At 61.0% G+C, this 12,322-nt stretch carries 8 protein-coding genes; 4 read left to right on the top strand and 4 right to left on the bottom strand.

Translation table 11 applies throughout. The annotated features are described in order from the left end of the window. Positions 1-233 precede the first annotated feature (233 nt). Positions 234-2,327, top strand: a complete 2,094-nt coding sequence (locus ACA049_RS01415; RefSeq protein WP_497332562.1) for a TonB-dependent receptor — start codon at positions 234-236, stop codon at positions 2,325-2,327. Positions 2,328-2,551: 224 nt separating this feature from the next. Here the strand turns inward: ACA049_RS01415 and ACA049_RS01410 are convergent, their stop codons facing one another. The 4 genes from ACA049_RS01410 to ACA049_RS01395 form a co-directional block, all read right to left on the bottom strand. Then, positions 2,552-2,764, bottom strand: coding sequence for a hypothetical protein (locus ACA049_RS01410; RefSeq protein WP_497332560.1), 213 nt, complete (start codon positions 2,762-2,764; stop codon positions 2,552-2,554). Between the two features lie 245 nt (positions 2,765-3,009). Then, positions 3,010-4,116 carry an agmatine deiminase gene (gene aguA, locus ACA049_RS01405; protein WP_497332558.1) on the bottom strand — a complete coding sequence of 369 codons (1,107 nt, stop codon included), beginning with the start codon at positions 4,114-4,116 and terminating at the stop codon, positions 3,010-3,012. A 4-nt stretch (positions 4,117-4,120) separates the two neighbouring features. Continuing rightward, positions 4,121-4,999: an N-carbamoylputrescine amidase gene (gene aguB / locus ACA049_RS01400; protein WP_497332556.1), complete on the bottom strand. Its 879-nt coding sequence runs from the start codon at positions 4,997-4,999 to the stop codon at positions 4,121-4,123. Positions 5,000-5,259: 260 nt separating this feature from the next. After that, on the bottom strand, positions 5,260-8,169 hold the full coding sequence (locus ACA049_RS01395; protein WP_497332554.1) for an aminotransferase: 2,910 nt from the start codon (positions 8,167-8,169) through the stop codon (positions 5,260-5,262). Between the two features lie 281 nt (positions 8,170-8,450). Here ACA049_RS01395 and rfbC point away from each other — a divergent pair, with 281 nt between their 5' ends. The 3 genes from rfbC (at position 8,451) to ACA049_RS01380 (ending at position 12,302) form a co-directional block, all read left to right on the top strand. Continuing rightward, positions 8,451-8,996 (top strand): dTDP-4-dehydrorhamnose 3,5-epimerase, encoded by a 546-nt coding sequence (rfbC, locus tag ACA049_RS01390; protein WP_497332552.1) that lies wholly within the window; start codon positions 8,451-8,453, stop codon positions 8,994-8,996. Between the two features lie 106 nt (positions 8,997-9,102). Continuing rightward, on the top strand, positions 9,103-10,911 hold the full coding sequence (locus tag ACA049_RS01385; protein WP_497332550.1) for a sensor histidine kinase: 1,809 nt from the start codon (positions 9,103-9,105) through the stop codon (positions 10,909-10,911). After that, on the top strand, positions 10,908-12,302 hold the full coding sequence (locus tag ACA049_RS01380; RefSeq protein ID WP_497332548.1) for a sigma-54-dependent transcriptional regulator: 1,395 nt from the start codon (positions 10,908-10,910) through the stop codon (positions 12,300-12,302). The genes ACA049_RS01385 and ACA049_RS01380 overlap by 4 nt, the downstream gene beginning before the upstream one ends. The last annotated feature ends 20 nt before the right edge of the window (positions 12,303-12,322 follow it).

Raw genomic sequence — 12,322 nt, 5'->3', positions numbered from 1 at the left:
AGGGAAAATTCAGTGCCGGCAGACTAATCCTCGGACCGTTGCGGAAAAACGCTGGAATGGCTTTCAGTCTGTTTCATGAATCGGTCGAATGGCCTCGCCGAGGCTTTGTAGGAATCTCGACACAACTCGAAACAATCGAACAAAGGAACTTTTCAAGAATAATTAACGAAAGTAAATAACAAGCATTACCATTCGCGCCCTCGAATTCTTCCACCCTTTCGGATGCGCTTCAGATGCCTGCCCCCTTCCGCCTTACGCCCGTCACCCTTGGGCTTTCTGCTTTTCTGTCTGCCGGTTTCACCTGCGCCGCGACCACCGTTTTGCCCGAAACCTCGATCAGTGCCGAAGCCGAAGCCGATGACCCGCGAGTGAAGGAAACCAGCACCGCAACCCGCACCGCGACACCGGTACGCTATGTGCCTCAAGCCATCGACTCGATTAAAACCTCGAACGTCGTGGATTACGGCACCAATGATCTGGGCACTGCGTTGAGCGGCATCCCGAACGTCAGCAGCGGAGCCGACACCCGTTTCGACAGCCTGCGCATCCGCGGTTTCGACGCCAGTAACGACTTCTACCTCGATGGCATCCGTGACGACAGCCAATACGTGCGCGACTTGCACAACATCGAGCGTATCGAAGTCCTCAAGGGCCCGGCGGCCGTGTTATACGGCCGTGGCAGCCAGGGCGGGATCGTCAACCGCGTCAGCAAACTGCCCGAGTTCGGCCGCCGTTCGTCCATCGAAGCCCAAGGCGGCAGCGATGATTTGCGTAGCCTTTATGCCGACCTCAGCACCGATCCGTCCGAGAACATCAGCCTGCGCCTGAACATGGGCAACATGGATCAGAACAGCTTCCGCGATGGCGTCAGCGGCAATCGCCAACTGTTCGCACCATCCATGAGCTGGCAACTGACGCCGGACCTGAACTGGTTGGTGCAGTACGAATACAGCCGCTACAACCGTACGCCGGATCGCGGCATCCCTGGTGTAAACGGGCGCCCGGCTGACGTAGGACGCGATACGACCTACGGCAGCGAGCACGATTTCATCGACGACAAGTCGCAATCCCTGCGTTCCAAACTCAGCTATGAACTCAGCGACAACTGGCAGCTGCGCCACACCCTGGGCGTGTTCAAGCTCGACAGCGATTTCGACAACACATATTTGACCGGTTACACCCCGGCCACCAACAAGGTCACGCGCCAGCACTGGCAGCAGGACCTGACCACTCGCAACGTCTACAACAACGTCGAACTGGAAGGGGGTTTTGATACGTTCGGCCTGGAGCATCGCCTGCTGACCGGCATCGAGATCGGCAGCCAGCGCCGCGATCCGACCTTGTACACCGCAGCCACTTCCGGGCGGGGCAGCTCGCCGGTGCCGGCGCTTGACCTGTACAACCCGAACCGTGATTTGCGCCATACCGGGCGCATGCAGGTGTCCAGCGACAACCACACCGAAGTCGAAAGCCGTGCGGTGTACATGCAGGATCAATTGCGCCTGAACGATCAATGGCAACTGCTGGCTGGTTTGCGCTACGACACGTTCGACATCGAATCGACCAACAAGCTGCGCAACATTTCCGAAGACCGTGACAGCCACAGCACCAGCCCGCGTGTCGGCCTGGTCTGGACGCCGCTGCAGAACCATTCCTTCTATGCGTCCTGGACCAAGACGTTCTCGCCAGTGGGCGGCGGCTTGATCGGCATCACGCCGGGCGTTGCCGGCAACAGCAACGACTTGAGCCCGGAGCTGACCAAGCAGAAGGAGATCGGCGTGAAGAGCGACTGGCTCGACGACCGCCTGAGCACCACGCTCGCGATCTACGAACTGGAACTCTACAACCGCCGCACCAGCGATCCGCTCAACCCGACCATCACGTTGCTCTCGGGCCTGCAACGTTCCCGCGGGATCGAGCTGACCGCCGCCGGCAAAATCGCCGGCAACTGGTACGTGCGCGGTGGCGTCGGCGTGCAGGACGCAACTGTCGAGAAGGACAACAACGGCTTTGAAGGCAAACGCATCAGCAACGTGGCCAAGCACAATGGCAGCCTGTTCCTGACCTGGAAACCGGAAATGGGCTGGTATGCGGAAACCGGTTTGACCCTGGTGGGCCAGCGTTACGCCGATAACCTCAACACCGTCGTGCTGCCGGGTTACGGCCGTTGGGATGCACTGGCCGGGTTCCGGCAGAAGGATTGGGACTTGCGCGCGGCGCTGAACAACATCAGCGACAAGACCTATTACTCCTCGGCCACCAGCGCCGCGCAGATTCAACCGGGTGAACCGCGCAGCCTGGTGGTGACCGGGACCTACAGCTTCTAAACACTGCGGATGCGTTCACACCAATCAACTGTAGGAGCGGGCTTGCTCGCGAAAGCGGTGTGTCAGACAACATTTATCGCGACTGACACGACGCCTTCGCGAGCAAGCCCGCTCCCACAGGGTTCGGTGGTGATGATTAGTCCGTATTCCACATAAAAAACCATCGCCCATAAAAAAGCGCCGCCTTCCCGGCAGCGCTTTTATCAATCCTTTGTTTATTCTTCTTATCCTTCCATCACATCCCACAATGCTTCCAGTTCCGCCTCGCTGAACAAACCAGCGGGGTAACGCTCGATCATCATCCGGCGCGGATCAGGTTCTCTGATCTGACGCGTTCCATTGGATTTCAACCAGTGCGCAAGTAACTGGAGCGATTCGCTATTGACTGCCAGGGGATGCAATGCCCGCTCGCTCACTACGTTCACTTCGGCGTTCATTTCGGCGCTCTCTCCCGGTTTGTGAGCGGCTAACTTATCCAAGGTTTATGACAGAACATCGAAGTCCTCCCCCTCCCTGTTTCACCTCATGACAGATACAAGAGCTGTGCCAATATTTCTCAAGTGTCGACAAGCGGATACAAAGAAGCCCGCGGTCCTTTCGGGCTGCGGGCTTCTTGATGAACGGCGGGGCCAAACCTTTGCCTTGGTGGTTTTTTGACCGGTTCAGGCTGTTACAACCCCACTCACTCCTTGTGCGGCGCAGGCTGTTGTTGAGTAAGGCAGTGGATGTTACCGCCTCCCAGTAACAGTTCGCGGCCCGGCACCATCACCACTTCGTGCTGCGGGAACAGCGCCTGCAAAATCTCTTTCGCCGGGCCGTCCAGCGGGTCGTCAAAACTCGGCGCAATAATGCCGCCGTTGACGATCAGGAAGTTCACGTAGGAACCGGCCAGACGCACGCTCGGATTACGCTCCTGAGTCCCGTCCACCGGATCCACGCCCGCGCACTCTTCCTCGGTCGCATACAGCGGCCCCGGGATCGGCATCTTGTGCACCGTGAATGGGCGACCTTTGGCATCGGTGCTGCTTTCCAGCACCTTCATTGCCGCCTGGCAGCGCGGATAGTTCGGATCCTGCGGATCATCGGTCCAGGCCAGCAATACTTCACCCGGGCGCACGTAGCAGCAGAAGTTATCCACATGGCCGTCGGTTTCGTCGTTGAACAGACCGTCCGGCAGCCAGATGATCTTATCCACAGCCAGGTTGGCGCTGAGTACCGCTTCGATGTCTGCACGATTAAGGTGCGGATTGCGATTGCGGTTGAGCAGGCATTCTTCGGTGGTGATCAGGGTGCCTTCGCCATCGACGTGAATCGAGCCGCCCTCAAGCACGAAGCCTTCGGTGCGGTAGCGCTGGCTGCGTTCGATCTCGAGGATCTTGCCGCCCACTTGCGAATCGCGATTCCACGGCGAGTACAAACCGCCATCGAAACCGCCCCACGAGTTGAAGTCCCAGTTCACGCCACGGACTTCGCCACTGTTATTGATGACGAATGTCGGCCCGGTGTCGCGAACCCAGGCGTCATCGCTGGACATCTCGACCACACGAATATTCGGCACGTCGAGACGGGCACGGGCGTTTTCGTATTGGCCGGCGGAGACCGCCACGGTTACCGGTTCAAAACGGGCGATGGCCTTGGCCACCGCCACGTGCGCGGCTTGTGCGGGTTTGCCGCCCAGACGCCAGTTGTCCGGGCGCTCGGGCCAGATCATCCAGGTCTGGGTTTGCGGCGCCCACTCGGCGGGCATGTAGAAGCCGTCGGCGCGCGGGGTGCTGTTTAAAGTGGTCATGCGATCAGGACTCCAGGGAACCGTCGAGGGTTTTGATCGCATTGTATAGGTTCGGGCGACGATCGCGGAACGAGCCCCATGCGCTGCGAGTGTGCTCCAGCTCATCGAGGTCGAAGCTGTGAACCAGCACGCCTTCCTCGGTCTTGTCGAGTTCCTGGACCTTCTCGCCAAACTGGTTGGCGATGAACGACGAGCCGTAGAACGTAATGTCGTAGCCGTCCTGCTCTTCGTTGCCGATGCGGTTGCTGGCGATCAGCGGCATCAGGTTGGCGCCGGCATGGCCTTGTTGCACGCGTTGCCAGTGGTCACGAGAGGAAATGGTTTTGTCGTGCGGCTCGCTGCCGATGGCAGTCGGGTAGAACAGGATTTCCGCGCCGAGTAGCGCCATGCTACGGGCGCATTCCGGGAACCACTGGTCCCAGCAGATGCCCACGCCGATTTTCGCGTAACGGGTGTTCCAGACTTTGAAGCCGGTATCGCCCGGGTTGAAGTAGTACTTTTCGTGGTAGCCGGGGCCGTCCGGGATGTGGCTTTTCCGATAAATCCCGAGGTTGCTGCCGTCGGCATCGATGATCGCGATGCTGTTGAAACGCGCGCGGCCCGCCAGTTCGTAGAAGCTGATCGGCAGCACCACTTGCAGTTCCTTGGCGACTTTCTGGAAATGCTTGATGGCGACGTTGTCTTCAACCGTCGTGGCCAGTTGCAGGTAATCCGGGTTCGGCTTCTGGCAGAAGTACGGCGCCTCGAACAGTTCCTGGATCAGGATGATCTGCGCGCCTTTGGCCGCAGCCTCACGGACCAGCCTTTCAGCGTTCTCGAGGTTGGCTTCAAGGTCCCAGGAACAGGCCATCTGGGTGGCGGCGACGGTAACGATACGACTCATGAATCATCTCCGGGCAAATGCTTAACGTTGGCAGTGACGACTTTATAGCCGATAAATATCGGCTTTAAAAGCAATCAGTCTTCCATCCGTCTATTTTTACGCACTTAAACCCGATAACAATCGAACTTACACATTTCCCCTGTGGGAGCGGGCTTGCTCGCGAAGGGGCCGTCATATTCAACATCTATGTTGACTGACACACCGCTTTCGCGAGCAAGCCCGCTCCCACATTCGACCGCGTACACCAAGGGGAGAGGTGTTTACAGGCCCTCGGCGAGCACTTTTGAGAGCATGTCGACAAAGAAATCCACACTCCGGCGCGAAGTCACCATCGGCGGTTTGATCTTGAGCACGTTCAGATAGTCCCCCGTCGGCTGCATGAAAATCCCCAACTCGCGCAAGCGATCACACAGTGCCGTGGTTTCTTCGGTCGCCGGCTCCAGCGTCTCGCGATTGCGGATCAGCTCAACCCCGAGATAGAAGCCGGAACCATGCACCGCGCCCACCAACGGATGAACATCGATCAACGCTTCAAGCCGCTCCTTGAAATATCCACCCACCACCTGAGCGTTTTCCCAGAGCTTCTCTTCTTCCATCACATCCAGCACCGCCATGCCGATCTGGCAACTGACCGGACTGCCGCCGGCCGACGAGAAGAAATACCCCTCGGCCTCCAGTGCCTCGGCGATTTCCCGGCGAGTGATCACCGCGCCCAACGGCTGACCGTTGCCCATGCCCTTGGCCATGGTGATGATGTCCGGCACCACGCCCTGCTCTTCAAAGCCCCAGAAGAAATGGCCCATGCGCCCGTAACCGACCTGCACTTCATCGGCGATGCACACACCGCCCTGCGCGCGAACCAGTGCATAGACCTGTTTCAGATAACCCGGTGGCAGCGAGATTCCGCCGGCGTTGCCATACACCGGCTCACAGATAAAACCGGCCAACTGGCGTTTCTGCTCGGCAATTTTCGCCAGGTTGTGTTCGACGCTGCGCACATAGTCCGGCGCGCTGTCGAGGCCACGGAATTCGCCGCGATAGATGTTCGGCGCGGTCACCGGGTGCACCCAATCGGGACGGCTGCTCAAGGCTTTCGGGTTGTCGGCAATCGAGGTCGAGACCGCGTCCGCGCCGACTGTCCAGCCGTGGTAGGCCTCCAGCACGCTGAGCATGTCGCGACCGCCGCTGTAGGCCCACGCCAGGCGAATCGCCAAGTCGTTGGCCTCGCTGCCGCTGTTGACCAGGAACACCCGGTCCATGCCCTCCGGCGACAACTTCAGCAAGCGCTCGGAAAACTCGGCCACCGCGGCGTAGTTGAAGCGCGAGTTGGTGTTGAGCAACGACCACTGACGACTGGCCACCGCCGCCATGCGCGGATGACCGTGGCCCAGCACCGCAACGTTGTTGAGCATGTCGAGGTAGGAGCGGCCCTGCATGTCGATCAGGTGATTGCGCCAGCCGCGTTCGATGCGCGGCGGGTCGACGTAATAATGCTTCTGCGTGCGCGCGAAACTGGCGTCGCGACGCGCCAGCAATGTCTGTGAATCGAGTTCCTCTTCGGCATCACAGGCCAGCCCCAGCAACGCTGCCGGTGAAGGACACAACGCTTGCCAGGCCGCAGCGCGAGACGGTGTGCAAAACAACGGCGCATCGAACGAAGCACCTCGGCTCAACTGCACAACCAACGGCCCGCTGACCGCGCCCAGCACCTGACCTTTGACCAGCGCCGCCCCGGCATGCAGCGACGGCGTCACGCCCCACAGCCGCACGCTCAGTTGCGGACCGTCCAGTTGCAGCACACCCGCCGCCGGCTGATGAACCACGCCGGCAAACGGCGATTCGACCGCCGTGCCGTTTGGCACTCGCAATTCCACGTGCAGGGGGCAAGTGTCCGGCTCGGCGGCGCTGTCCGGTTGGGTGCGGGACAAACGATATTGACCATACCGACTGGCCGACAGACCGTGCGCCGCCGCTTCAGTCAGCAGCCACTGATCGATCCCCTCCCGCTCCCAGTTACCGGCCTCGAAATGCGGGCTCAGCACGCCCAGATCGATCAGCGCAAATTCACGTCCCACCAGGCTCGGCAACAACGGAGCGAATCCTTCGCTGCCAATGCTCGGCAGCGTCTGGCCGACCGACGTCAGGATCGCCGCTTCCATCAATTCCAGCGGCAGCGACGTGGCCACGCGGAAAATCTCCCACTCGTGGGTCAGGTTGTCGCGGCTGTAATCATTGCCCGGATCGATGCTGACCTGCTGTTCGCCACTGAGCACCAGCACCGCCGCGCGCGCGACGATCAGCGGCCACAGCGCCCGCAGTTCTTCATGGGTGAGCGGATTGACCGCGTGATACGCCTGGACCGCCGGCAAGATATAGAACGGATCGCCATCGGCGTGGTGCAGCAACGCCGCGCAGGTGACCGACAGATCGGTAATGCGCCAGGTGCGGATCAAGTCGCCGAAATCGATCACGCCCTGCAACTGCCACTGGCGTTGCGAGTCGCGCTGCCAGACCACGTTGTCGTCGGTGATGTCCATGTGAATTGCTTGCACCGGCAGCTTGGCCACCAGCGGCAGCAAATGACGCTCGGCCCGCTCCGCCGCCTCGGCGATCAACTGGCGTTGCGCATCATCCTTGATCACCGGCAGCAAATGGCCGATCAACGCATTGGCGTGGCGGGCATCCCACTGCAGCGTGCGCTCAAGGCCCGGATGCTCGAAAGCGGCCAGCGCCAGGTCCATCTCGCCGCACAGCCGACCGAAACCGGCCACCACCGAACCGGGCAGATGATCGAGGTGCGTCAGCGACTGGCCCTCGATGTAATCGAGCAGGCGCACATGCACGGCCTGACCACCGACTTCCAGGGTAAGCAGGTCAGCGCCGTTTTTTGCAGGGATCACTCGCGGCACATGCACACTGGATTTTTCACCCAGATGCTTGAGCCCGGCATGCTGCGCTTGCAGCTCCAGCGCCGAATAATCGCCACGGCAGATTTTCAGGACGAAACGCCCCCGGTCGCTGTCGACCCGGAAGTTCAGGTCCTGCTGGCTGCCCAGGGCGTGCAACCTTCCACTCAGACCGTAATGTCCCTCCAGCAGCTCTAGCGCTTGCTCCGCAGACACTTGCGGGCTGGGCAGACTGGCGCGGTGAATCAACGTGGCGAGCGGCATACAACGACCCCTGAAATTTTATTAGGCGCTTATATCGCCACTGCTTGAGGCGATACGCAACCCCCCTTCAATCCAGCCGATCAATACCTCGCTGTCGCATGAGGCTTCCCCACCGAATGGATTGGAAGTGGTGGATCACATCGGCTAAAGATGAAGATGGCCCGCGCCTTTCAGTCCGAGCGCCGATAATTCGGCGAATTGTCAGTTAAACGTCACCCCTCGCGCCGGCCGGCACTTTGCGCAAGAATGTCGGCCATCAACGCCCATCTGGAGAAAAAGACATGAATGTAGTCACCACCGACCTGCCCGGTGTTCTGATCATCGAACCCAAGGTATTTGGTGACGAGCGCGGCTTTTTCTATGAAAGCTTCAACGCCAGGGCTTTCGAAGACGCGACTGGCCTGGCTACACAGTTTGTTCAGGACAACCATTCCCGCTCGCGAAAAGGTGTACTGCGCGGCCTGCATTACCAACTGGAAAACGCTCAGGGCAAATTGGTGCGCGTCACCACCGGTGAAGTGCTTGATGTGGCAGTGGACATTCGTCGCAGCTCGCCGCATTTCGGCAAATGGGTCGCCGTGCGCCTGTCCGCCGACAACCATCGCCAATTGTGGATTCCGGAAGGCTTCGCTCACGGATTTGTGGTGCTGAGTGATGTGGCCGAGTTTCTGTACAAAACCACCGACTATTACACCCCGTCGGCGGAGCGCAGCATTCGTTGGGACGACCCGGACCTGGCCATTGACTGGCAGCTGGAGGAAGCTCCGCAACTGTCCGGCAAGGATCAGGCCGCTGCGTTCTTCAAGGACGCTGACGTCTTTTCCTGAATGCCTGTCTGAAACTTCGTTTGCAGGAACGACTTGACCCAAGGTGCGCAGACTGCGCCTTCAAGCCTAGGCATAATGCGCCTGTACCCACAGGCGCCCGATGCTCATGACTCCGACCCTCCCTCCCAGACCCCGCTGGCGCAGCCTCGCACTGCTTGCACTGTGCCTGGCGCCGTTGCTGTGGCCGCTGGAGCATCTGGCCGAGCGTTATTACCGCAGCGAACTGGCCGGGCAAAATCGTCAGACCCTCGACCTGTACGTCGCCAACCTGCTGGGCACGCTGCACCGTTATGAAGTGCTGCCGCAGATCCTCGGCGATCTCCCGGCCCTGCGCGCGGTGCTCGGGGCGCCGGACGACAGCGTCACCCAAGGCAATGCCAATCGCCTGCTGAAGAACATCAGCGCCCAGACCGGCGCCGAAGTCATGTACCTGATGGACACCACGGGCAAGACCCTCGCCGCGTCGAACTGGGACAAGCACGACAGTTTCGTCGGGCGCAATTTCTCCTTCCGGCCGTATTTCAGCGAAGCCATGGCCGGGCGGCTCGGGCGCTTTTTCGGCTTGGGGACGACCTCGGCCAAACGCGGCTATTTCTTCGCCGCCGCCGTGCGCAACGGCGAGAAAATCATCGGCGTGCTGGTGGTCAAGGTCGACCTCGACCACACCGAAAGCCTGTGGGGCAAAACCCCGGAACAACTGCTGCTGACCGACCATAACGGCGTGGTCATCCTCACGTCGCGGCCTGAGTGGCGATTCCGCTCGACGCGGCCCTTGAGCGAAGCAGAAAGCAAAGCGATCACTGCGATTCAACCGTACCCGACCCGCGACCCAAAACCGTTGAGGCTCAACCCCAACGCCTGGCTGACGCAAACCCAGCAGATCGCCGAAACCGGCTGGGATGTCAGCATCCTCGCCCCGCGCACCCTGATCGATCGCCCGGTGCGCACCGTTGTCGCCATCGGCGGCGCGACGTTGCTGGTGTTGATGCTGCTGCTCGGCCTGATGATGCAGCGCCGCCGCCATTACCTCGAACGCATCGCCTTCGAAGCCAAGGCCCGGCGCGAACTGGAAGGCCGGGTCGCCGAGCGGACCAGCGACCTCGAAGGCCTCAACCGTCGATTGAAACAGGAAGTGCTGGAGCGCGAACATGCCCAGCAGGAACTGGTGCGCGCCCAGGACGATCTGGTGCAGGCCGGCAAGTTGTCTGCGCTGGGGACCATGTCCGCGAGCATCAGCCACGAATTGAATCAACCGCTCGCGGCCATTCGCAGCTACGCGGAAAACGCCGAAGTGCTGCTCGATCATCAGCGCACCGACGACGCCCGTGGCAACCTCAAGTTGATCAGCGAACTGACCGGGCGCATGGCGTCGATCATCGCTCATCTGCGCGCCTTCGCCCGGCGCGATCGCCATGCGCCGGAAAGTGTCGCCTTGCAACCGGCGCTGGATGACGCGCTGGCGTTGCTGGCCAAGCGTCGGCGCAGCATGGAGGTCGAACTGATTCGCGATTTACCGGCGGCGACGTTGTGGGTCGAGGCCGGGGAAACCCGTCTGCGCCAGGTGCTCGGCAACTTGCTGGCCAACGCCCTTGATGCGCTGACCGAAAAAGGCCCGCCGCGTAAACTCTGGTTGAGTGCCCAATCCACTGCTGACGGCGTCACTCTGTACATTCGCGACAACGGCCCCGGCTTTTGCATGGAAGCCCTTGGCCGCGCCAGCGAGCCCTTCTACACCACCAAGACCCGCACCCAGGGGCTTGGCCTGGGGCTGGCGATTTGCGAAACCCTGATGCGCGCCTTCGGCGGTGAACTGTCGTTCGCCAACCACAAGGAAGGTGGCGCCCTGATTACCCTGAAGCTGCGCGCCGGCGCACCGGGTGTGAGCCTGCAACCGTCCGAGGACCGAAGTGCATGACCATCGATAACCGTGTCCAGGTCGTGCTGATCGACGACGATCCCCACTTGCGTCAAGCCTTGAGCCAGACGCTGGACCTGGCTGGCCTGAAAATCCTCCCGCTCGCCGAAGCCAAAGGCCTGGCTGCGCAACTGGAGCGCGACTGGCCGGGCGTGGTGGTCAGCGACATCCGCATGCCAGGCATGGACGGCCTCGAACTGCTGACCGAACTGCATGCCCAGGACCCGGAGCTGCCGGTGCTGCTGATCACCGGCCACGGCGATGTACCGCTGGCCGTCCAGGCCATGCGCGCCGGCGCTTATGACTTCCTCGAAAAACCCTTTGCCAGCGACGCGCTGCTCGACAGTGTGCGCCGCGCCTTGGCCCTGCGCCGACTGGTGCTGGATAACCGCAGCCTGCGTCTGGCCCTGAGTGACCGTAATGAACTGAGCACCCGACTGGTCGGGCAATCGGCACCGATGCTGCGCTTGCGCGAGCAAATCGGCGCGCTGGCCGCAACCAAGGCCGACGTGCTGATCCTCGGTGAAACCGGAGCCGGAAAAGAAGTCGTGGCCCGGGCGCTGCACGATTTATCCAGCCGTCGCAGCGGCCCGTTCGTGGCGATCAACGCCGGGGCATTGGCTGAATCGGTGGTGGAAAGCGAGCTGTTCGGTCACGAGCCGGGCGCGTTCACCGGCGCGCAGAAGCGCCGCATCGGCAAGTTCGAATTCGCCAATGGCGGCACGCTGTTCCTCGATGAAATCGAAAGCATGAGTCTGGATGTGCAGGTGAAATTGCTGCGCTTGTTACAAGAGCGTGTGGTCGAGCGTTTGGGCGGCAATCAATTGATCCCGCTGGACATCCGCATCATCGCCGCGACCAAGGAAGACCTGCGTCAGTCCGCCGATCAAGGGCGCTTCCGCGCCGACTTGTATTACCGCCTGAACGTCGCGCCGCTGCGCATTCCACCGTTGCGTGAACGCGGCGAAGACGCGCTGATGCTGTTCCAGCATTTCGCCGACGAAGCCAGCGCCCGCCATGGCTTGCCGCCCCATGAACTGCAACCGGGTCAACGCGCCCTGCTGCTGCGCCACACCTGGCCGGGCAACGTGCGAGAACTGCAAAATGCGGCCGAACGCTTTGCCTTGGGCTTGGAACTGGCGTTGGATAACAACACGCCGGAGGGGGCTGCCGGCATGACGGTCGAAGTGGTCAGCGGCGGTCTGAGCGAACAGGTGGAAAACTTCGAAAAATCGTTGATTGCAGCCGAACTGGCCCGCCCTCACAGCTCGGTGCGCAGCCTCGCCGAAGCCCTCGGCATTCCGCGCAAGACCTTGCACGACAAACTGCGCAAACACGGCCTGAACTTCGCCGACGGTGGCGCCAGCAGCCACACCGACGAACTCGATTGAGCTACCGTCAAACCATCATC

This window comes from Pseudomonas sp. LBUM1662, assembly GCF_059695915.1.
Note: the sequence above shows the minus strand (reverse complement) of the source record. Positions and strands in the feature narration are given on the sequence as shown.